Raw genomic sequence first — 21,340 nt, 5'->3', positions numbered from 1 at the left:
GCTGCGATGAGGGGTGAGTCCTGGTGCGGCGCTCCCCAATGGCGTCGCACTGGTCCGGACGGTCAGGTTATCGGCGTTGCCTCCCCCGTCGTGGTGGCGGCAGCCGGCTTGGGCGTTGCGGGCGCCGATTGCGCCTTCAGGCTGGCAGCGGCCGACTGCAGGGCGATCGCGGCAGCTTCGAGCGCGGCAGCAGGCGAAGGGGCTGGGGCCGGGGGAGCTGGGGGCGGGGGAGCTGCAGCCGCAGGAGCCTGCGGGGCAGCGGCAGCGACCATCGCGGTGGCGGGCGGCTTGTCCGGCGCGGCCATGGGAGCTTCGGCCATGGTTGCGGGCGCAACCGTGATGCATTCCTCTCCGACACCCGCAGGGCTTTCGGAGAAGCTCCGCGCCAGCGTCGGCAAGTCCGTGTCACTGGCATTGATCGCCAAAGTCAGTAACCCGTCAGCCATGTCGCAGGACCCTGGAGATTGTCGCAGAGCCGCATGACTATTGGCCACTTTCGTGGAAAATTCCTGATAGGCCTTCTGCCCGTCGGCGATCCCGCGTTCACGCATATATCGCGTCTTCAGGACATTGTCATAATTAACGATGAGATGATGCTTCTTGTCCGAGAATTGGTTATATTTTTCGTAAATACTCAGGTTGATCGTTCGACATTTCAGAGCCTGCAGCATGAGCATCGTCTGAAAATCTCTTACCCTGGCAGCTTCCAGCTCCTGTGCTTGCCAGCATGTCGTTTGACCCAAGGCCATTGTCGGACCTGAAACAAGCGCGACAAGGCAACAGGCGGCCCGCGCCGCCATTGACATTTTTCCCATGGTGGACCTCGCAGAGTCGATTTACCCCCGCCTGGAAAGAGTAGCATTTTGCCTTAAAATTGCCATTAATTTTCTCTTGACCGTGTTATTTTTAGCGCATTCGATTTTAGCCAACATCGCCAATGCAAAGAGGCGGCACCTCGATCGCTTTCGACCGGGAGAGGGGAGGCGCAGTCGTCCAAGAGCGATGATCCGGCGTCTCGCCGCATAATGACCTCGGCTTGTAACGACGTTGCCTCAAATAAGACTTTCCACGCCGCATTCCAGCGCATAAAGGGCGCCATCCCCGGGGGGCCGCTCATGCGCGGCTGAGAGGTGGTCAGCAGACCACGACCCGCTGAACCTGATCCGGCTGATACCGGCGTAGGGAGGGCAAGGCGGCATGGCCGTTGTCCCTCCATGTGGAGTGGACGTGAGACGATGACGATTGATGCGACTTTGGTTGGACGGGTTGCGCTGGCGACCGCGATGCTCTTTTCGACGCCTGCCGCCGTTGCGGCAGAAAGCGACGAACAGGAACGCGCCACCATAGAGGTCACAGGCTATCCCGACCCGCAAGGCCTGTTGCCCGACCAGATCGCGCCCAAAGCGGTCAGTTCGATTGCGGAAGCCTTCATCAGCAAGCAGGCGCCGACGCTCAACGCCTTCCAGCTGGTCAACCTGCTGCCCGGCGCGAATGTGTCGTCCAGCGATCCCTATGGCCTGTCCGCCACGTCCAGCCTGACGCTGCGTGGCCTGGGGCAGGACCAGATCGGCGTGCTGCTGGAAGGCGCGCCGCAGAACGACATCGGCTATTATTATGCCTATCCGTCCCAGTTTGCCGACGCCGAAAATGTCCGGCAGATCGCGCTGGCCCAGGGCGCGGCCGACATTGACGCCCCGGTCGTCGCGTCGGCGGGCGGGACGCTCTCGCTGATGCTGGATGATCCCAAGGCGGAGATGGGCGCTCTGGTCAATCTGTCGGTCGGTTCCTACGATCAGCGGCGCGCCTTCCTGCGGTTCGATACCGGGGAGATTGGCAGCAGCGGTCTCAAGGGGTTCATATCCTACTCCAACAACCGCGCGGACAACTGGCGCGGGGCGGGATATGACAAGCGCCAGCATATCGACGCCAAGCTGCTGCACGAATGGGGCGAGGGCAATCGCGCCAGCCTCGCCATTTCCTATAATGACGCGATCACCTCCACCTATCCCAGCCCCACCATGGCGGACTGGCAGGCGAGCGGGCGCGGCTTCAACTTCACGGAACGCTATACCGACGGCGACACGAGCTATTGGCGCCTCTATCGCGCGCCGTTCCGCAATCTCTATTTCGCCGCGCCGGTGCATATCCAGCTGAGCGACAGGCTGACCTTCGACAGCAGCGCCTATCTTCAGATGGGGCATGGCAATTCGCCCTATGGCACGCAGCTCACCACCACCGGCAATTTCCTGGGGACAGAAGAACTGACGCAGCCGATTGCGCTGCCCGGCGCGGTGGATGGCGTGGCGACGGTACTCGGCAACTGGACCGGCAAGCAGAGGCGCGTCGGCGATGTGAGCAAGCTGACCTTGCAGGCGGGTGTCCACACGATCACCGCGGGCCTGTGGTTCGACTATGGCACCGACCGCGTGACCCAAAGCTATACGTCGATCGACGCGAACGGGCGGCCGGTCGATGCATGGGGCTATCAGAACAAGGCGATCCGCACCGCCGACGGGCGACTGCTCGCCTATGAAAATCAGCGGACGGTCACTGTGACCAAGGGCTTTTTCCTGGCGGACAGCATTGCGGTCACGCCGCGGCTGGGCATCGATGTCGGGTTCAAGGGAGTCAGCCTGCTGCGCAATGGCCGTAACTATCTGCCGGGGCCGCAATCGACAGTGCATGTCGACAGTTTTGCCGCCCTGCCGCGCGCGGCGGTCCATTACCAGCTTAACGATCGGCAGCAACTGTTCGCCAACATCACCACCAGCTTCCGCACGCCCAACGAGTTTGCGCTCTACAACAGCTATTATGGCGGCGAACTGGTCAGCCAAGGGACTGACGCGCTCAAGAATGAATATAGCGTCTCGCAGGAACTGGGATATCGCTATATCGGGCCGAGCCTGTCCTTCTCCCTGACCGGCTTCCACTATCACTTCCGCAATCGTCAGGTGGCGACGGTGGTGAACAGCGGCGGCGCTCTGGTCAATTCGACGATCAACAGCGGCAGCCAGACAAGCTATGGCCTCGATGGCGAAATCGACTATCGCCCGGCCAAGGGGTTCAGCCTCTATGCTTCGGGTGAATATCTGCACACTCGGCTGAACGACGATCTTCTGCTGGGCGGCGACCTGCTGCCGACGAAGGGCAAGCGCGCGGTCGCCAGCCCGCGCTTCCAGTTCGCCGTGGGCAGCACCTATGACGACGGCCGCCTGTTCGGCAGCACGGCGCTCAAATATGTCGGTCGCCAATATGCGACGTTCATGAATGACGAGAGCATCAAGGGCTATGCCACGCTCGACCTGGCGATCGGCCTTCATCTGGCCGGGCTGATCGATAAGCAGCGCACTGACCTGCGCCTCAATGCGATCAACGTCACCAACCCGCGCGTCCTGTCGGGCATCCAGACGATCAGCAGCAACGCGCAGGATGTGATCGGCCGCAACGGCACCCTGATCGCGGGTTCGGCGCCGGGCTATTATGTGGGCAGCGGACGCGCCTTCGTGGCGACGCTGTCGCGGGCCTTCTGATCGTGAGCGGCGGCCATCTCGTGCATGGCATGGGCACGGCGCTGGAAACGCCGACATGGCCCGCCATCACGATGGCCGAAGCCGAGGCGGTCCTGGCCTGCTTTCCGGCCGCCGGATGCGTGACCTCCCTGCGGTGGCATTCCCCGCGCCCGTTTTCCGCAGCGACGCTCATCGAAACCGACCGGGGCGCCTATTTCCTCAAGCGACACCATCAAAGGCTGCGTACTCCGGCCGCGCTGACGGAGGAACATGGCTATATGGCGCATCTGCGGTCCGCGGGAGTGCCCGTGCCCGAGGTCGTGGCGGCGGCAGACGGCGCGGGCGCGATCGCGCAGAGCGAATGGACCTATGAACTTCACCGCGCCGCATCCGGCGTCGATCTCTATCGCGACCGGCCGTCCTGGACGCCATTCCTGACGCATCGCCACTCCTATGCGGCGGGCGTGGCGCTGGGGCGGCTGCATCTGGCTGCCCGGGATTACGCCGCAGCGCCACGCGGCGACCATCCGCTGATCGCCAGCTTCACCATCCTTACCGCGCACGATCCGCTGGCGGCTGCCGAAACCTATGTGTCGGCCCGCCCGGCGCTGGCCGCATTCCTGGGGGACAAGCCCTGGCGGCAGGAACTGGCGCGGCTGTTCGCCTTGCTCGGCGGAGGATTGCCGGAACGGCTGGAGCGCCAGGCGCCGCTCTGGACCCATAATGACTGGCATCCGTCCAATCTGCTCTGGTCGACCGATGGCGCGGTGGAGACCATCTTCGATTTCGGACTGGCGACCCGCACCTGTGCGCTTCACGATCTGGCCACCGCGATCGAGCGGACCTGCGTTCGATGGCTGGAACTGGGGCAGAGGAAGGATGGCGAACTGGCCGATGCGGACGCCGCCCTGGCGATGATCGCTGGATATGAAACGGTGGCGCCGCTCGATCGCGCCGATAGGGAAAGCGTGGCACGCCTCCTGCCGCTGGTCCATGTGGAATTCGCCTTGTCGGAGGTGGATTATTTTGCCGGCATAGTGGGCGATCGCACGCAGGCGAGCGTGGCGTGGAAGGAGTATCTGATCGATCATGCCGAATGGTTTCTGTCCGATGCGGGACAGGATTTCGTGCAGCGGATTCAGTGCGGAGCAGCGGGCTGATGTCGATGCTGGAGATCATCGCCGTCGCCGTCAGTTTCCTGGGCATCTGGCTGACGGCGAAGCGCAAGATGCTGTGCTGGCCCGTCAATCTCCTGGCCTGCGCGCTCTATTTCAGGATTTTCCTCGATGTGCGCCTTTATGCGGACATGGTGCTGCAAGCGCTGTTCGGCATCGCCATCTTCTATGGCTGGATCCTGTGGGCGCGGGGCAAGGAGGATGAGGGAGACATTGTCGTACAGCGGTTGCCGGTCGTGCGGGCTGCGGCCGGCCTCGCGGCAGGCGCCATTGGCGCCGTCACGATCGGCTGGTTTACAAGCCGTTTCACCAGCGCGGCGCTGCCCTGGATGGACGCGGCGCTCAGCAGCTTCAGTCTCGTCGCCCAATATTGGACGGCGCGCCGCCATGCGGCCAGCTGGCTGCTCTGGATCATGGTCGACATATTCTATGTCGGCATGTTCGCGTTCAAGGAGCTGTGGCTGACCGCCGGCCTCTATGGGGCGATGATCCTCCTCGCCGTGCAAGGGTATAGGCGCTGGCAACAGGTCGGAGCCGCGCCTGCGGTCCGGCCGCATTCGGGAGTGCAGGGAGAAGTGTGAACGGAGCAGGACGGCTGCGGCCGATCGCGCCGGGATCGTCGTCGGCGTTTCCTGCCGCAAGGGCGCTGCATTTCGATCATTCATTGCGTAAGCTGGTCGTGATCCATTCTATATATAGACGGCTATACACTTAGTCTTGCGGGTCATGATATTGCCCCCTGCCCGTGATCCGAATGAAGGGACCGCCCGATGATCGGCGCCGCCCTGCTACTGGCGGCGGCTGCCGCAGCCATTCCGGCGGGGGAGCCTGCACCGGCGACGAACAGCAATCCGCTGGTTCCCATCCGTCCCCACTCGCATATTCATGCAGGACAACAGACACCGGGCGAAGGGCCGGTCGTACTCGATATTTCCTATAGCAGCGACACGATGGGCGTGGTGGCGGGCGGGGTAAAGCGGCGCGCGCGCTATCTCGACAATCTCGATCTGGTGCTGGAGGTCGATCTGGAGGATCTGGTCGGCTGGGAAGGGGCCGAGATGCATGTCTACGGTCTCTACAATAATGGCCAGTCCATCTCCCAAGTCGTCGGCGACGCGCAGATGGTGAGCGAGATCGAGGCTAATGCGCAGGCATTCAAGCTCTACGAAGCCTGGATCGACCAGATGGTCGCGCCCGACCTGTCGATACGGGCCGGCATCTACGACCTCAATTCGGAGTTCGACGTGCTGGAAACGGCGACCCTGTTCGTCGGAGGCGCGCATGGTATGGGAAGCGACATCGGCATGTCAGGTCGCAACGGTCCGTCCATCTTTCCGGCCACGGGGCTGGCTGCACGCCTGCTCTATCGTCCGGCGAAGGGATGGGCAGTGCGGGCAGCGATCCTGGACGGCATGCCGGGCAATCCCGAACATCCGTCCCGTACCAGCATCCGGCTGGGCGGCGGCGAGGGCGCGTTGCTGATCGGCGAGGTGGAGGCGCCGGTCGCCGGCGGCCGGCTCCTACTGGGCCACTGGCGCTACACATCCTCCTTCGACCGGTTCGAGGGCACCCATGGCGGCGGCAATGCCGGCATCTATCTGCGCGGCGAGAAGACCCTGGCGGAAAGTGGCGACCGGCGCGTCGATGGCTTCTTCCGCCTGGGTACCGCCGCCAAACATTATAATATGTTCGACCGCTTCGTGAGCGCAGGCGTGAAACTGAGCGGCTGGATCGGTGGCCGGCCGGAGGACGAAATGGGCCTGGCCGTCATCGGGGCGTTCACCTCGCCCGAATATCGTCGCGTCAATGATGCCGGACGATCCGAAATGGTGGCGGAGGCCACCTATCGCGCGCCGATCACCCCCTGGCTGGCGGTCCAGCCCAACCTGCAATATGTCCGCCACCCGTCCGCCGATCCATCCATCGACGACGCCTGGGTTGTCGGGCTGCGCGTGGAAATGGCATTTCGCCTGATCGACTGAATGGCGACTATCCGAGTCTGACTTTGCCACAAGTCCCGATAAATGGGACATAGTTAGTAAATGTGGAACATGCTTGCCGTGTTCCTGCCGCCATCCTATAGCTTCGGCAAAAGGCGAGAGGAACGGCATATGCGGCTGCGCAAAGCATTGGCGGAATGTGGAGGTCTGGCGGCGCTGCTGTCGGGGGCGATTGCGGTCCACGCCGCACCTGCTGGTTCGCGCCAGATCGAACGGCTCGATCGTGCGCTGGTTGCGGTGCCGCTGGCGTCGGGACAGGGCATGCATGTCAGCTGGCGCCTGTTCGCAACCGATGCGAAGAATGGCCGTTTCACCCTGCTGCGCGACGGCAAGCCGATCAGGACCGTTGGCGCCAGGGATGCGGCCAGCGTTACCGATCCCGCCGGTAGCGCCCGGAGCCATTACAGCCTGCGCGACGCCGGCGGCAGGATCGTCGCCACGACGACGCCATGGGCGGCGGGCTATCTGCCGATCCGGCTCGACAAGCCGGCCGACCGCGTGACGCCCGATGGAGAGCGCTACAGCTATTCCGCCAATGATGCGAGCGTCGGCGATCTGGATGGCGACGGCCGGTATGAGATCATCGTCAAATGGTATCCTTCGATCGCGAAGGACAATGCCTTTGGCGGCTATAGCGGCGAAACCCTGCTCGATGCCTATACGCTGGACGGCAAGCGGCTGTGGCGGATCGACCTGGGCCCCAATATCCGGTCGGGTGCGCATTATACGCAGTTCATGGTCTTCGACCTGGACGGTGACGGTCGCGCCGAGGTGGCGATGAAGACCGCGGATGGCACCATAGACGGGACGGGTACGGTGATCGGCGACGCCAGGGCCGACTGGCGCGAACATGATGGCGAAACGCCGCAGGCCGATCGCACCGGCGCCACCGTCCTGCCCGATGGACGCAAGGTCGCGCGGCTGAAGGGGCGGATCCTGCGCGGGCCGGAATATCTGACCCTGTTCGACGGCCTGACCGGCAAGGCGCTTGCCACGGCGCCCTATGCGCCGGCGCGGGGACCGAGCGGCGACAATCCTTCCTCCGAGGAGCGGGCGGCGACCTGGGGCGATGCCTATGGCAACCGATCGGAACGCTATCTCGCCAGCATCGCCTATCTGGACGGGCGGCGACCCAGCCTGATCTTCGCGCGCGGCTATTATGCCCGCTCGACCATCGCCGCCTGGGACTGGCGCGACGGCAAACTTAGCCAGCGCTGGCTGTTCGACAGCGCATCGCCTGGCCATGCCGATTATGCTGGTCAGGGCAATCACCAGATGTCGGTCGCCGATGTGGATGGCGATGGCCGCGACGAGATTATCTATGGGTCGATGGCGGTGGACGACGATGGCAACACTTTGTGGACGGCGCGCCTGTTCCACGGAGACGCCATGCATGTGTCCGACCTCGACCCGACACGCCCCGGCCTCGAAAAATTCGGCGTGCACGAGGATATGCGCAGCAACGGCAATATCGGCGCGGCGATGCTGGATGCGCGGACCGGCGAGCGGCTCTGGACCAAGCCGGCCGATCGCGACACGGGGCGGGGAATCGCCATGGATATCGATCCGCGCTATCCGGGGGCGGAGGCCTGGGCTTCCAACTCGTCCGACCTGTGGGATGCAAAGGGCAATGTCATCCCCGGCGGTCATCCCCGCGCCGCCAATTTCGGCATATGGTGGGATGGAGACGGGCTGCGCGAACTGCTGGACGGTACGCGGATCACCAAATGGGATTGGCGGAACGGCAGGGAAGTGCCGCTCCTTGCGCCCGAGAGCGTGGAATCGAACAATGGGACGAAGCAGAACCCCGCCCTGTCGGCCGATATCGTCGGCGACTGGCGCGAGGAACTGATTTTACGCAGCGCGGACAGCAGCGAATTGCGTATCTATGCCACGCCCTGGCCGACGGCGATCCGCCTGGACACGCTGATGCACGATCCGGTCTATCGTCTCGGCATCACATGGCAGAACAGCGCCTATAACCAGCCGCCGCATCTGTCCTTCGCCATCCCGGTGGATGTGCCCGCAAAGGACGACACCGGCCGTTGACGGGTCAGTGCCGATCCTGCGCCCCGACGGCAATGACCAGGGCTTGGAACAGCTTTTCCGCAGGATGGTCTAGAGTTGATCCTGTTTACGCTGAATTAGGATAAACTATTTTCTTTTGTTTTCCGTGATTTCCGAGCCGTGAAATGTTCCATTTCACTCGAAATCACTCTAGACGGCTTCGCCCGCAATCCGCGCACGCGGCAGCAGGCTGGCGTGATCGCGTTCGACGCGCCAGAGCAGGATCAGCAACAGCAGGAATAGGGGCGGCGCCACCCAGTTGATCGACAGGATCGCCGCGCCCAGATCGCCACCCCGCGCATCGCTGATCATCCCGACCGCATAGGGGCCTGTGCCGAGGCCGAAGATGGTCGACACAACGATATAGAGGCTGACAGTCAAGCCCCGCATGCGGGGCAGAACCTGCTCGAACAGCACGGCATAGAGCGGGGGCATCCACATCGTCAGGACCAGGCTGTAGAGGGTGAAACGCAGGTAAAAGCTGCCGGGGTCGGCGGCGCGATAGACCCACAGGGCAATCAGCGGCGACAGGCCCATCGCGAACAGCGCGACCCAGACGCGGCGCGACAGGCGATGCGTCCCGATCCGGTCGGACAAGGGGCCGGCGATCAGCGGGCCGATCACCCCCAGCCCGGCCGAGAGCAGGCCGAACTGCATACCCGTGTCGGCGGCGGAGAGGCCGTAGCTTTTCATCAGGAAGGACGGGGTAAAGCCCATGACGCCATAATTGATCACGCTTTGCAGCGATCCGGCCGCGATACAAAGGAGCAGCGATGGATTGCGGGTGATGAGCGCAAAAGCGACGGGGTCGCGGCCTTTCAGATTCTGGATTAGATTGACGACGACGAAGGCGCCGAAGCCGATGACGCTCCATTGCACGACATGAGGACTGATGGGGACGCCGCCCAGCATCAGCGGCGGACGGGGCGAGAAGGCTTCCGCCCAATGGATCGCGAGCAAAATGGCACAGAAAATCAGCACGAGCAGGCCAAGATTGCGCGCCCAGTCGCGGCCGCTGGCGCGCGCCTGCGCCAGGCTCAGCCAGTGAAAGCCGGGTGTCACCGCTCCGAGCAGGGCGATGCTGGCCCGGAAAGGATGCGGATCGGGCGGGCTTTGAATGCCGTCGATCGCGCCGCGCTGCGGTTCGACGAGGCGCGACATGAGGAAGGCGATCAGAAAGCCGGGAAGCGCGGCGACCGCGAAGGCGAACTGCCAGCCCTTGAGGCCCAGAGGCGCGCCGCCATCGGCATGTTTGGCGTCCCACCATTGCGCGGCCACGCCGCCGATGATCAGCGATCCGCCAAGACCAATGGCGATCGCGGCGGCCATCACGGCCATCACCATGCCCCGCTTTTCGCGCGGAAAATAATCATAGGCGAGGCTGGTGCCGGCGGGCTGCGATGCCGCCTCGCCGATGCCGACGCACAGGCGCGAGAGCATCAGGGTGAAGAAGCCCGTCGCAAAGGCCGCGCCACCCGTGGCGAGCGACCAGAAGCCGATGGTGATGGCGAGCAGCTTCGTCCTGATCCAACCGTCCGCCAGCCTTCCGAGCGGCAAGGAGAAGAGCGCGTAGAACAGCGCGAAGACGGTGCCGTAGAGCAGCCCCATTTCCCCGTCGCCGATCTTCAGGTCTGCCTTGATGGCAGGCGCCAGGATGGCCAGGATGTTTCGGTCGAGCAGGCTGACCAGATTGGTCCCGGCGATCAGGGCCAGCGCATAATAAGCCGCACTGCGGGAAGGGACGGGGCTTCTCACAGGCGGAACACGCGCTCGGCATTGCCCTGCATCAGCTTGCGCTTGGCGGAGTCGGATATGTCGAGCAGATCATGGGTGCGCACTTCGTCCCCCACATATTGATAGGGATAGTCCATCGCATACATCACCCGCTCCTCGCCCAGTACTTCCTGCGCGAAGCGGATCGCCGGTTCCCAGGCCATGCCGCTGGTGGTGACGCAGACGTTCGATCGCATATAGTCGTGGATGCTCTTGCGGAGCGGCTTCATCCGTTCATAGCGTTGCGATCGCACCCCGGCCTGGTGCATGTAATCGAGCCGGTAGAGCCAATATGGCAACGCCTCTCCCATATGGCCGACGATAATCTGCAAGTCGGGATAGCGGTCGAAAATGCCGATGGTGATCAGCCGCAGCAGGTGCATTCCCGTTTCCACCCCGAAGCCGAAGATCGCGCCGTCCAGACCCGCCTCCAGCATCGGGCCGATCATAGCGTCGGGCGGCGTGGACGGGTGGATGTAGAGTGGCTGGCCGGTATCGGCGAGTGCGCGGAAGATCGGGTCGAACTTCGGGTCATCCAGATATTCGCCCTGGCTATGGCTGTTGACCATCACCCCCTTGAAACCCAATTCGCCGGCGCCTCGTCTTATTTCGGCGGCCGACCAGTGCGGGTCCAGCGGCGCGATGGAGGTCATGCCGACGAAGCGGGTCGGATGAGCGGCGCAGCGATCGGCGAGATGATCGTTGGCGCGGGCGACCATCCCCTTGGCCTCGTCGATATCCGGCAGCGGCTGCACGCCGGGCGATGTCAGTGACAGGACCGCCACGTCGATGCCGGTCGCATCCATGTCCGCCAGCCGGCGGTCGCCAAGGTCCAGCAGCCGGTCGATGATCTGCGTGGCCCGTTCGGACGGCGACTGGGCGTAGAAGCCCCAGAGCGACACCATCCCCTTGTCCGCCGTGCCATTCCGCACCATGCGAAGATAGGCGTCGATCTGTTCCCTCGTGGCGAAGGCTTCCTCGGTTGCGATGCGGCGATAGCCACGGTCGCCGCCCGTCTTCAATTCATGCGTCATCGGTTATCCTTCATGGATGGCTTTGGTGATGAGGCAGGCTTCTATCCCTTCCGGGCCGTCCTCCGCGCCATGGCCAGACCATTTGACGCCGCCGAAGGGGGAATCCGATCCGCCGATCATCCCCGTGTTGACGCCAACCATGCCGGCTTCCAATTCGCGGGCGATGCGTCGCTGCCTCGCACCATCTGCGGTCCAGACATAGGCGGCAAGGCCATAGGGCAGGCGGTTGGCTTCCGCGATCATGGCGGCTTCATCGGCATGGCGGTTGATGAGCGCGACCGGGCCGAACGGCTCCTCGTTCATGATCGCGGCGTCGAGCGGAACATTGGAGAGGATGGTCGGCGCGAAATAATAGCCTGTGTTGCCGATCCGCCTGCCGCCCATTTCCAGCGTCGCCCCCTTGGCGGCGGCTTCGCCGATCAGGCGATCCATCGCATCGAGCCGGCGCGGATTGGCCATCGGCCCCATGATGCTTGCCGGATCAAGACCGTCGCCGACAGCGATCCGTCCGGCACGGTCGATAAACCCTTTTAAAAATGGTTCATACACATCTGATTCTACGACAAATCGCGTTGGCGAGACGCAGACCTGCCCGGCGTTGCGATATTTGCCCGCCACTAGCGTATCGAGCGCCTTGTCGATGTCGGCATCGGCAAAAACCAGCACCGGGCCATGACCGCCCAGTTCCATCGTCGTGCGCTTGCAATCCTCCGCCGCGAGTTTCGCCAGATGCTTGCCGACGGGGGTGGAGCCGGTGAAGCTCATCTTGCGGATGATCGGGGAAGCGAGCAGGTGGCGCGACACTTCGTCGGGTACGCCGAACACGGCCTGCGCGACGTCGCCGGGCAGGCCCGCATCGATCAGGCATTGCAGCACGGCGAGCGCGCTGGCCGGCGTTTCCTCCGCCGCCTTCAATATCACCGAGCATCCCGCCGCGATCGGCGCGCCGAGCTTACGGCCCGGATTGCCGATCGGGAAATTCCAGGGCGCGAAGGCCGCGACCGGGCCGACCGGTTCCTTCGTCACCATCGATCGCTGGCCTGCCGGGCGCACCAGTGTGCGACCGTAGAGGCGGAAGACTTCGCCGGCGTAGAAATTGAACAGGCCGACATTCATCATCACTTCGGCGCGTGCCTCGGCCAGCGTCTTGCCCTGCTCCAGCGTGGCGATGCGAGCCAGTTCCTCTTGGCGCTCGACCATCAGGCGCGCCGCGCCTTGCAGCACGGCGGCTCGGTCGTGCGCTGTGCTGTCCCGCCAGCGGCGGAAGCCCCGCTGCGCCGCGGCGAGAGCGGCATCAAGGTCCGCGGCGTTGGCAAGCGGCAGGTCGGCCAGCGGAGCGCCGGTGGCAGGGTTGACGACCTTGTGGGTACGCCGCCCGCCGCCCGACAGCCGCTGGCCGTCGATCATCAGGTAGAGATCGGGATAGGCCATGGGGATCAGGCGCTCACCGCTTCGCGCGCCGCCTGTTCGCGGTCGATGTCGCCCTGCCAGCGTTCGGCGACGATTGGCTTGCCCGTCACCGGATGGACCATGTGGAACGGCACCAGCTTGTGCGTCGGCCACAGCCAGTGATCCGCGATCAGCGCATCGGGGCCGGTCGGGTCTTCGGGATAGGTGATTTTGGGGAAGGGAACATATTCGGCCGGTGTGTTGGCCCAGCCCTTGTCGAAATCGGCATGCCATTGCGGCATATAGTTCAGGATCTGGATGCGCCAGACGCCATCCACCTTCTTGTAGGTATTTTCATAGATGCCGCCTTCCCACCATTGGCGCGCGCCCAGTGCCGGATTGGCCGGATCGGTATAGTCCTTGTGCCGGCCGGCCTGCATCATCGACCGGGCGCGGGCATGGGCGGTGACGCCATCGGGATCGATGTCGACAATATCCTGTAATTGCGGATGGTCGAGCAGGAAGCCGTCGATCGGGCCATTGGTGCCATGGGTGAAGCGCGCCTGGAAACGTTCGACATAGAGGCGACGGATGCCGGCCTTGCCGCGCCACACGCCGCCGAAGAAGCGGACTTCGCCATCGTCGGCGAAAAGATCGACCGTTTCGTTATAGAGGCATTTGTCGATCAGATAGCCGTAGAGATGCTGGAGCTTGCGCACGTCCAGTTCATCCTCGCGCCGTTGCAGGCGGCTGTTGAGGTCGGTGACGGTCTTTTCCAGATGCGCGATGCGGTCGGCGTCGGACATAATTCTCTCTCCCATCATTGTATGCAACACTTACGAATTAGGCTGCTTCGGCAGCCAGCCGCTCCACTTCTTCGCGATAGGGGCGGATGGCGCGGGTCATGCAGAAGGTGGCGATCGGCAGCAGGACGCTGGCGGTCAGCAGCAGCGTTTTCCAGAGTTGCCGCGGATCGCCGACGATATAGTCCTGCACCAGCCCCACCAGAAAACTGCCCATCGCGCCGAAGAAGGTGAACATGAAGAGATAGATGGCCGTCACCTGCCCACGCATGGCGTTGGGCGCGACGCGCTGGATCGCGGCATTTTGCGGCACCGCGCCGGCGATGCCGAACATCGCGCCGACGCTGGCGACGCCGAGCGAGGCGTAGCCATTGGGCATCAGCGGGGCGAGGATGGCGCAGATCGTGACGCAGCCGAAGAAGATCGCCGCCGCACGGACATTGGCGTCGGCATGGCGTTTGGCCAGCCATTCGACGAAGATCCCGCCGAGCAGCAGGCCGAGCAGCGACGCCACCAGCGTCATCGTGCCCATGACCGCGCCGATCTGCGCTTCATTCCAGCCATAGGTGCGGATCATGAAGGGCACGCGCCAGAATTGCAGGCCGAACACCTCCACCGCGCTGAGCGCCAGCCCCGCAAACAGTGGATAATAGACGCGACGCTTGGCATGGATCGCCCTGGCGGCATCAAGACCCGTGAAGGTCAGGACATGGCGGCCGATCGAGCCGCCGGACGGCGGCGGCATGGCACCCGCTGCCGGGGCCTGGCGCGGTGGTTCCTTGATCGTCAGGAACAGCAGCGAGACCATCAACGCAGGCAGGCCCAGCCAGATCATCAGCCATTGCCAGCCCAATATGGTGAGGCCGCCATGCTGCGTCGGCGCCCATCCCGCCACCATCGCGATCAGCATCCCGCCTATGGCTGGACCCAGCGTGGTACCGCCGATGAAGCCGAATTGCAGCAGGGCGAAGGCGCGCGTCAGGACAGCCGGCGGAAATGCGTCGGCCAATAATGAATAGGAAGAAGGTGCGTGGGCCGATCCCCCCGCAGCCAGAAAGACGCGCGTGCCGACGAACTGGCCGAAATTCTGGGCGATGCCGCCCATTGAGGTAATGACGCCCAGCGCCGCGACACCGCCGGCCAGCACATATTTGCGAGGGAAGATGTCCGCCAGACGCGCCAGCGGGATGCCAACGAACAGATAGCAGATGATGCTGGCCGGGCCGGCAAGGAAACCTAGCTGCGAGTCGGAGAGGCCGAAGTCAGCCTTGATCCGTTCGGCCAGCATGGCGAACACCACCTGCTCGAAAAAGGTGACGAAGGTCGCCAGGACGATGACGAACAGTGCCCAATAGGCAGCCGTCATGCTGTAGGACGCGCTTGGGGAGCGGGCCGTGTCCAGCGGCACCATGCCTTCTTCATTCCACGGACCATCGGTCGCAATCGGCGCGGGTGCCAGGGCCATGACCTTCTCCTCTCCACTTCCCCCTTTATTCATAGGGGTGAAATTTCGGCTTGGTGAATTTGTAAGTGATCTATACGAATATGGCGAGAAAAAAATGCACGCTCGTTACAAAGATCGACAGAGGAGAATGGGATGCTGGAATTTTCCGGACGAACCGCCTTCATAACCGGGGGCGCCAACGGGATCGGGCTTGGCCTGGCGCGCGCCCTACTGGCCGAAGGGTGCAAGGTCGCGATTGCCGACATTCGGGAAGATGCACTGGAAACGGCGATCGGAACGCTGGCCAATCAGCATGTCATGGCTGTCCATCTCGATGTCGCGTCCAGGCAGAATTTTGCCGACGCCGCCGATCGGGCGGAAGCGACGCTGGGGCCGGTCAGCCTGGTCTTCAACAATGCCGGCATCAACCTGTTCCAGACGATCGACGACTCCAGCTATGACGATTGGGACTGGGTGTTGGGCGTCAACCTGCACGGCGTCATCAATGGCATCATGACCTTCGCGCCTCGCCTGAAGCAGGCGGGGCTGGGCGGCCATATCGTCAACACGGCGTCGATGGCGAGTTTCCTGTGCGGCGCAGCGCCCGGCATCTACAACAGCACGAAGTTCGCGGTGCGGGGCATGAGCGAATCTCTGCGCTATAGCCTTGCGCCGCACGGGATCGGCGTGTCGGTGCTGTGCCCCGGCCTGGTGAAGAGCCATATCTATGCCAGTGACGAAGTCCGCCCGGCGACGCTGGCCGCGGGGGCGAAACCGGTCGATGACGCCGCCGTCGATCGGCTAGCCCAGTTGCACCAGTTCGGTATGGAACCCGATGTCATCGCCGCGCGGACATTGCAGGCCATGCGCGAGAATCGGTTTCATATTTTCCCACACCCGGAATTTCGCGATGAACTGGCGACCGTCTTCGACGAGATACTGGCCGATTTTCGCGACTATCCCGCAGATGCCGGTTTTGAACAGCGCGTCGGTTTCGAGCGGATGCGACGGGAGAATTATGCCAAGGCCCGTCGCGAGGCGCGGGATCGTGCCTGATCAGGAGGCGAAGAGATCGCCCTGACGCGGCCGAGTGGCCGCAGCGCGTTGCTGCGGAGGCGGTGCACCGACGAGCGCCCGCGCCCGGCCTGTCAACGTATAGACGGCCTGACGCTGCGCGCCGCGATTGAGATGGTCGACACGATAGCCCTGATAATGGCGCTTGAGCAGGCCAGCCTTGACCAGTTCGGAGGCGGCGCGGCTGAGATTGGTCTTACCCGACGCGCGCACACGTGTGCGGACCTCATCCTGCACCAGTGCCTCGTCCGCTACATTGTCACCCGACAGGCGCCCGGTCTTGCGCAGTTCGTCCCGCACCCGATCGACCAGCGCCATGCGCCGCGGGTCGCGATGGCCCATCGGCGTCAATGCATCGCAAAGCCAGTCGCGCAACGGGACCAGCGCATCGCCTTCAAGCACCAGCGGGCCGGCGCTGCCGTCGGGCCGGGCCACATCGGCAATCAGCGTCAGCAGCATGAAGGCATAGCGGGGGCGGGAGCAGCAATGGGACAGCTGGTCGAGCAACAGCGAAATATCGCTGCCGCCGGTCATGCGGGGTGAGACGGACGCGTGAAACATAAGGTGAATCAAGCACAGACCGGACTCCTTGTGAATCCGCTTTTTCAGGCGAGTCGCACTTTTGTCGGCTGTGACACTTTGCCCTTCGGTAAAGTGTCATGGCGGAAACTTTACCGAAGGGGCGTGGGGCGTTGCCCGGCAATGGCCGGCAAAAGGAAAGGGCGATCCGTCGCCGGACCGCCCTTTCCCCACCAGATGATGTGCGAACCCTTTTAGACGCTGACGCGCTCCAGACGCGGGGTCAGAAGGTGGACCGCTGCCAGGGCTATGAAATAGGCGCTGCCGGCAACTGCGAAGAGTGGCGTGTAACTACCGATGCTATCAAGGATATAGCCGGCATATTTTGCCATCGCCATGCCACCTACAGCGCCCATGGTGCCACCGATGCCGACGACCGATCCGACCGCGCCGCGCGGGAACAAATCGGACGGCAAGGCATAGAGGTTGGCGGAAAAGGCCTGGTGCGCGGCCGTTGCGATGCCGATGATCAGCACGGCGAGCCAGAGATTGTCGATCGACTGGGCAAAGAAGATCGGCAGCACCGCGCAGGCGCAGAAGAGCATGGTCAGCTTGCGCGCGGCATTGACGGTCCTGCCCGCCTTGATCAACCGGCCCGACAGCCACCCGCCAAAGACGCTGCCGCCGTCGGACAGCAGGTAGATCACCACCAGCGGCGGTCCGAAGCTGATAAGGTCGAGGCCATAGCGCGTGCCCAGATAGCCGGGCAGCCAGAAGAGGAAGAACCACCAGATCGGATCGATGCAGAATTTGCCGATCGCGAAGGCCCAGGTTTCCCGGACGCTGATGATCCGGCCCCAGCCGATCTTCTGCGCCGGATCGGCAGGATCCTGCTGAATATAGGCCAATTCCTCCGCCGTTACCTTGGGATGTTCTTCGGGACGGCGGTAAAGGGCAAGCCAGGCGATCAGCCAGATTATGCCGAAAATGCCGGTCGCATAGAAGGCGACGCGCCAGCCATAGGCGACCGTCAGCCATGGCACGAGCAGCGGTGTCACGATCGCGCCGACATTGGCGCCGGCGTTGAACAGGCCGATTGCAAAGGCCCGTTCCTTTTGCGGGAACCATTCGGTCACGGCCTTGATGCCCGCCGGGAAATTGCCCGATTCCCCGACACCCAGGCCAAAGCGGGCCATGGCGAACTGCGTGACGCTATGAACCCCGCCATGGGCCATGTGCGCGATCGTCCAGATCACCACCGCCACGGCATAGCCAAAGCGCGCGCCGATCATGTCGACCACCCGGCCAAAGCCCAGATAGCCGACAGCATAGGCCGCCTGGAACCAGAAGACGATATTGGCATAGTCGGTTTCCGACCAGGCCATTTCCTGGGACAGCGTGGGCTTCAGCACGCCGATCATCTGGCGATCGACATAGTTGATCGCCGTTGCCGCAAAGAGCAGGGCGACCACCACCCAGCGATACCGTCCGACCGGCCGTGCCTTCATACTGGCTTCCATCATCATCCTGCTCCGTCTTGAAATGCGGCCGCTTTTAGCGCGGCTCTTGTGCTTCGATCCTGCAATGGAGGATTCCGAGCGGGCCGAAATCCATCTCCACATTCTGTCCAGTTTGTACGACATGTACACCGGTGACAGCGCCTGTCGATATCCACCAGCCGGGCTGGATGGCAATCCCCCGTGCAACAAGATTTTCGAGCAGGAAGCTGACCGAGCCGATCGCCCCGCGGGCGAAGGCGGATGCGGTGCCGCTGCCGATCTCGGTACCATCGATCCGCGTCGTCACCAATTGTTGCGCATAGCTTCCCTTGCGCCAGTCCGGAACCGCCGGACCGACCAGCAAGCCATTATTGTTCCCGAAGTCGGACACCGTGACGGCCGGGCCCATATTGTTGATTCCGACGAAGGGCGAGCTGGCTATTTCCACGCCGATATGGACCGCGTCGATATGGTCGGCGGCTTCCTCCAGGGTGAATTCCCGCTGGCCCAAGGTCGGAACCTTGCCGATCCGGAAGAGAAATTCCGCCTCGATCGCTCCGAAACCCTCTGTAAAGACAAGGCCTCGGGAATCAGGCGTGATCGCGGCGACCGTGCCGGCGAAGATCGGCCCCGCCAGCCGGTCGCAGCCATATTGATCGGAAAGTGGCGGCAGGATGCGACCGACTTTCCAGCCGGCAATCCGTTCATCCACCCGCGCCAAGGCAGCGTCCTGAATGGCGTAGGCCTCCGCCAGCGTGGCCGGCGCCGTACCCGGATAATCCTCAAGGCCGTGTGCAGCCTTGCGGGCCGACAGAAAGCGTTCCGCGATGGCGTCGGCCATGCTGCTGCTTGCGCTCACGCAATATTCCTTTCGTTGAACATGGAATCCGGGTTAATGGAAACCGGTGTCATTGACAAGCCATAGTCTGCTTGGCTGCTGGCGCTTCGAGCTAACTGGACTATAAGGCGGCATGGCGAAGCATAAACAGGAAGAGGGGCCAGCGCCCAAGCTGACGATCAACGACATTGCCCGTCTGGCGGGCGTGTCGAAAAAAACGGTCAGTCGGGTCATCAACCGGTCGCCGCTGCTGAACGAAGAAACCCGCGACAAGGTGGAGGCCATCATCCGGGAAACCGGCTATGTTCCCAATCCACAGGCCCGCGCGCTGGCGTTGGGACGCAACTTCCTGATCGGCCTGGTCTATGACAATCCCAACGCACAGATGGTGTTGTCCATGCAGCGCGGGATATTGGAAGCACTGCACGGAACCGAATTCGAACTCGTGATTCGTCCGGTCGATCGCGGATCGAACCATGTGATGGATGATATTCGCGGCTTCGTAACGCGCCAGCGCCTGTTCGGCGTGGTGGTCCTGCCTCCTATGTCGGAAAATGACGCGCTGGCGCGAATGCTCGACGAACAGGGGTGCCGCTATGTCCGCATGGGGTCAGCGATGCTGGACGATGCCGAGCATATGGTCGCGTCGAACGATCGCGAAGCGGTGGCCGATGCGGTGCGCCATCTGATCGCGCAGGGGCATCGGCGCATCGGCCTGATCGCGGGACCACATGGCTTCCGGTCGGCGCAGGAGCGACGCGAAGGCTTTGAAATGGCGCTGACCGAAGCGGGGATCAGCCTGCCGCGCAGCCTGATTGCCGATGGGCAATACACGTTTGAATCCGGGCTGTCGGCGTCGGAAAGCCTGTTCGACCTGACACCGCGCCCGACCGCTATCTTCGCCAGCAATGACGAGATGGCGGCCGGCGTACTCTATGCCGCACGGCTGCGGGGCATCGCAGTGCCGGAGGAATTGTCGATCATCGGTTTCGACGATACGCCCGTCACCACGCGGGTCTGGCCGCCGCTCAGCACGGTACGCTGGCCGATCGTCGCCATGGGGCGTGCCGCTGCACTCAAGCTGATCGGCACCGCAATCGGCGAGGGGGCGGACGTCAAGGAACCGTCCATGTTCAGTTCGACGCTCATCCGTCGCGGATCGGTTGCGCCGCCTGCCAACAATTGATAGAACGGGTTTATGACACCGGTGTCCAATGCGACATCGCAACGAGGATGAGGAAGCATCATGTTCGAGAAGACCTATCACGCGACGCACCCTGACATGATGGAGTGCGTGGACAATGAGAGCCTGCGCGACCGTCATCTGGTGGGCGGCATGTTCGTCGAGGGTGAGGTCGTCCTCAACTACAGCCATAATGAGCGGTTCGTGATCGGCGGCGCGGTGCCGGCCGGTGGCAGCCTGAAGCTCCCCGACCAGACCGAGCCGGCGTCGGCGGCGGGCCATCCCTTTCTGGAACGCCGTGAAGCGGGCTTCGTCAATATCGGCGGACCCGGCGCGATCACCGTCGACGGCGCCCGCTACGAAATCGGCAACAAGGAATGCCTCTACGTGCCCATGGGCACCAAGGAAGTGATCTTCGAGGGCGCCGAAGCGCGCTTCTACATCGCCTCGCTGCCCGCCCACAAAGCCTTCCCGGTCAAGAAGATCACGCTGGAGCAAGCGAACCCGCTGGAGCGCGGCGACCTCGCCAACTCCAACCATCGCACCATCTATCAGCTGGTGATCCCCGGCGTGTGCGAGAGCGCGCAGCTGCTGCTGGGCCTCACGGTCCTCGAAACCGGCAGCGTGTGGAACACCATGCCGCCGCATCTTCATGACCGCCGTAGCGAAATCTATCTCTATTTCGACCTTCAGGGCGGCGACCGCGTCTTCCATTATATGGGCGAGCCGGACGCCATGCGTCACATCGTCATCGAGAATGAGGAAGCGGTCATCTCTCCGCCCTGGTCGGTGCATATGGGGTCGGGCACCAAGAGCTATGCCTTCATCTGGGCGATGGGCGGCGAGAATCTCGACTATACCGACATGAACGTGCTGGACATCTGCCAGCTGCGGTAATTTGCCGTCATCCCCGCGAAAGCGGGGACCCATCTCCCGACCGTGGCGCTGGACGTGAGGCATGGGAGATGGGTTCCCGCCTGCGCGGGAATGACGAAGGAGACATGACATGACCACCCCCTTCGATCTTTCCGGC

General features: G+C 63.3%; 17 protein-coding genes and 1 riboswitch. Of the genes, 8 read left to right on the top strand and 9 right to left on the bottom strand.

The window, feature by feature from the left end; translation table 11 throughout:
- Positions 1–62 precede the first annotated feature (62 nt).
- A complete protein-coding gene (locus DM806_RS18725; protein ID WP_256869392.1) occupies positions 63–800 on the bottom strand; it encodes a hypothetical protein in 738 nt (245 codons plus the stop codon).
- 292 nt (positions 801–1,092) lie between these two features.
- Positions 1,093–1,202: riboswitch (TPP riboswitch) on the top strand.
- Positions 1,203–1,235: 33 nt separating this feature from the next.
- On the opposite strand from DM806_RS18725, the gene DM806_RS18720 reads away from it, so the two are divergent.
- The 5 genes from DM806_RS18720 (at position 1,236) to DM806_RS18700 (ending at position 8,733) form a co-directional block, all read left to right on the top strand.
- The gene (locus tag DM806_RS18720) at positions 1,236–3,530 is read left to right on the top strand and encodes a TonB-dependent receptor (RefSeq protein WP_179044674.1); all 2,295 of its coding nucleotides are present in this window, start codon (positions 1,236–1,238) and stop codon (positions 3,528–3,530) included.
- The gene (locus tag DM806_RS18715; protein ID WP_372859633.1) at positions 3,527–4,669 is read left to right on the top strand and encodes a phosphotransferase enzyme family protein; all 1,143 of its coding nucleotides are present in this window, start codon (positions 3,527–3,529) and stop codon (positions 4,667–4,669) included. The genes DM806_RS18720 and DM806_RS18715 overlap by 4 nt, the downstream gene beginning before the upstream one ends.
- Positions 4,669–5,265 carry a nicotinamide riboside transporter PnuC gene (gene pnuC / locus DM806_RS18710; RefSeq protein ID WP_179044673.1) on the top strand — a complete coding sequence of 199 codons (597 nt, stop codon included), beginning with the start codon at positions 4,669–4,671 and terminating at the stop codon, positions 5,263–5,265. The genes DM806_RS18715 and pnuC overlap by 1 nt, the downstream gene beginning before the upstream one ends.
- Before the next feature lie 189 nt (positions 5,266–5,454).
- On the top strand, positions 5,455–6,666 hold the full coding sequence (locus DM806_RS18705) for a carbohydrate porin (RefSeq protein ID WP_179044672.1): 1,212 nt from the start codon (positions 5,455–5,457) through the stop codon (positions 6,664–6,666).
- A gap of 129 nt (positions 6,667–6,795) precedes the next feature.
- Entirely contained in the window at positions 6,796–8,733 is a 1,938-nt protein-coding gene (locus DM806_RS18700; RefSeq protein WP_179044671.1) for a rhamnogalacturonan lyase, read from the top strand.
- Between the two features lie 168 nt (positions 8,734–8,901).
- On the opposite strand, the gene DM806_RS18695 is transcribed toward DM806_RS18700, so the two are convergent.
- Genes DM806_RS18695 through DM806_RS18675 form a run of 5 tightly spaced genes read right to left on the bottom strand, consistent with a single transcriptional unit; the run spans position 8,902 to position 15,215 of the window.
- Entirely contained in the window at positions 8,902–10,506 is a 1,605-nt protein-coding gene (locus DM806_RS18695; protein WP_179044670.1) for an MFS transporter, read from the bottom strand.
- Positions 10,503–11,558, bottom strand: coding sequence for an amidohydrolase family protein (locus DM806_RS18690; RefSeq protein ID WP_179044669.1), 1,056 nt, complete (start codon positions 11,556–11,558; stop codon positions 10,503–10,505). Before DM806_RS18690 ends, DM806_RS18695 begins: the two co-directional genes overlap by 4 nt.
- A 3-nt stretch (positions 11,559–11,561) precedes the next feature.
- Complete coding sequence (locus DM806_RS18685; protein ID WP_179044668.1) at positions 11,562–12,989, bottom strand: NAD-dependent succinate-semialdehyde dehydrogenase; 1,428 nt, start codon at positions 12,987–12,989, stop codon at positions 11,562–11,564.
- A gap of 5 nt (positions 12,990–12,994) precedes the next feature.
- Positions 12,995–13,753 (bottom strand): nuclear transport factor 2 family protein, encoded by a 759-nt coding sequence (locus DM806_RS18680; protein ID WP_179044667.1) that lies wholly within the window; start codon positions 13,751–13,753, stop codon positions 12,995–12,997.
- A 37-nt stretch (positions 13,754–13,790) separates the two neighbouring features.
- Positions 13,791–15,215, bottom strand: coding sequence for an MFS transporter (locus tag DM806_RS18675; protein ID WP_179044666.1), 1,425 nt, complete (start codon positions 15,213–15,215; stop codon positions 13,791–13,793).
- Between the two features lie 132 nt (positions 15,216–15,347).
- On the opposite strand from DM806_RS18675, the gene DM806_RS18670 reads away from it, so the two are divergent.
- Positions 15,348–16,250: an SDR family NAD(P)-dependent oxidoreductase gene (locus tag DM806_RS18670; RefSeq protein WP_179044665.1), complete on the top strand. Its 903-nt coding sequence runs from the start codon at positions 15,348–15,350 to the stop codon at positions 16,248–16,250.
- Here DM806_RS18670 and DM806_RS18665 read toward each other — a convergent pair whose 3' ends face one another.
- The 3 genes from DM806_RS18665 to DM806_RS18655 all read right to left on the bottom strand — a co-directional run bounded on the left by DM806_RS18665 (position 16,251) and on the right by DM806_RS18655 (position 19,127).
- A complete protein-coding gene (locus DM806_RS18665; RefSeq protein ID WP_179044664.1) occupies positions 16,251–16,829 on the bottom strand; it encodes a hypothetical protein in 579 nt (192 codons plus the stop codon). It lies immediately after the preceding gene.
- Between the two features lie 212 nt (positions 16,830–17,041).
- Positions 17,042–18,310: an MFS transporter gene (locus DM806_RS18660; protein WP_179044663.1), complete on the bottom strand. Its 1,269-nt coding sequence runs from the start codon at positions 18,308–18,310 to the stop codon at positions 17,042–17,044.
- Positions 18,311–18,341: 31 nt separating this feature from the next.
- Entirely contained in the window at positions 18,342–19,127 is a 786-nt protein-coding gene (locus tag DM806_RS18655; RefSeq protein WP_179044709.1) for a 2-keto-4-pentenoate hydratase, read from the bottom strand.
- 130 nt (positions 19,128–19,257) lie between these two features.
- On the opposite strand from DM806_RS18655, the gene DM806_RS18650 reads away from it, so the two are divergent.
- Both DM806_RS18650 and kduI read left to right on the top strand, forming a co-directional pair.
- Entirely contained in the window at positions 19,258–20,310 is a 1,053-nt protein-coding gene (locus DM806_RS18650) for a LacI family DNA-binding transcriptional regulator (RefSeq protein ID WP_179044662.1), read from the top strand.
- A gap of 60 nt (positions 20,311–20,370) precedes the next feature.
- On the top strand, positions 20,371–21,204 hold the full coding sequence (gene kduI, locus DM806_RS18645; RefSeq protein WP_179044661.1) for a 5-dehydro-4-deoxy-D-glucuronate isomerase: 834 nt from the start codon (positions 20,371–20,373) through the stop codon (positions 21,202–21,204).
- Positions 21,205–21,340: the final 136 nt, after the last annotated feature.

It is taken from the genome of Sphingobium lactosutens (genome assembly GCF_013393185.1).
Classification (GTDB): domain Bacteria; phylum Pseudomonadota; class Alphaproteobacteria; order Sphingomonadales; family Sphingomonadaceae; genus Sphingobium; species Sphingobium lactosutens_A.
Note: the sequence above shows the minus strand (reverse complement) of the source record. Positions and strands in the feature narration are given on the sequence as shown.

Excerpts from the sequence above, each read along its gene's own strand:
- DM806_RS18725 (WP_256869392.1), bottom strand. The coding sequence starts at position 800 with ATGGCGGCGCGGGCCGCCTGTTGCCTTGTCGCGCTTGTTTCAGGTCCG.
- DM806_RS18720 (WP_179044674.1), top strand. The coding sequence starts at position 1,236 with ATGACGATTGATGCGACTTTGGTTGGACGGGTTGCGCTGGCGACCGCG.
- pnuC (WP_179044673.1), top strand. The coding sequence starts at position 4,669 with ATGTCGATGCTGGAGATCATCGCCGTCGCCGTCAGTTTCCTGGGCATC.
- DM806_RS18705 (WP_179044672.1), top strand. The coding sequence starts at position 5,455 with ATGATCGGCGCCGCCCTGCTACTGGCGGCGGCTGCCGCAGCCATTCCG.
- DM806_RS18700 (WP_179044671.1), top strand. The coding sequence starts at position 6,796 with ATGCGGCTGCGCAAAGCATTGGCGGAATGTGGAGGTCTGGCGGCGCTG.
- DM806_RS18690 (WP_179044669.1), bottom strand. The coding sequence starts at position 11,558 with ATGACGCATGAATTGAAGACGGGCGGCGACCGTGGCTATCGCCGCATC.
- DM806_RS18685 (WP_179044668.1), bottom strand. The coding sequence starts at position 12,989 with ATGGCCTATCCCGATCTCTACCTGATGATCGACGGCCAGCGGCTGTCG.
- DM806_RS18680 (WP_179044667.1), bottom strand. The coding sequence starts at position 13,753 with ATGTCCGACGCCGACCGCATCGCGCATCTGGAAAAGACCGTCACCGAC.
- DM806_RS18675 (WP_179044666.1), bottom strand. The coding sequence starts at position 15,215 with ATGGCCCTGGCACCCGCGCCGATTGCGACCGATGGTCCGTGGAATGAA.
- DM806_RS18670 (WP_179044665.1), top strand. The coding sequence starts at position 15,348 with ATGCTGGAATTTTCCGGACGAACCGCCTTCATAACCGGGGGCGCCAAC.
- DM806_RS18665 (WP_179044664.1), bottom strand. The coding sequence starts at position 16,829 with ATGTTTCACGCGTCCGTCTCACCCCGCATGACCGGCGGCAGCGATATT.
- DM806_RS18660 (WP_179044663.1), bottom strand. The coding sequence starts at position 18,310 with ATGATGGAAGCCAGTATGAAGGCACGGCCGGTCGGACGGTATCGCTGG.
- DM806_RS18655 (WP_179044709.1), bottom strand. The coding sequence starts at position 19,127 with ATGGCCGACGCCATCGCGGAACGCTTTCTGTCGGCCCGCAAGGCTGCA.
- DM806_RS18650 (WP_179044662.1), top strand. The coding sequence starts at position 19,258 with ATGGCGAAGCATAAACAGGAAGAGGGGCCAGCGCCCAAGCTGACGATC.
- kduI (WP_179044661.1), top strand. The coding sequence starts at position 20,371 with ATGTTCGAGAAGACCTATCACGCGACGCACCCTGACATGATGGAGTGC.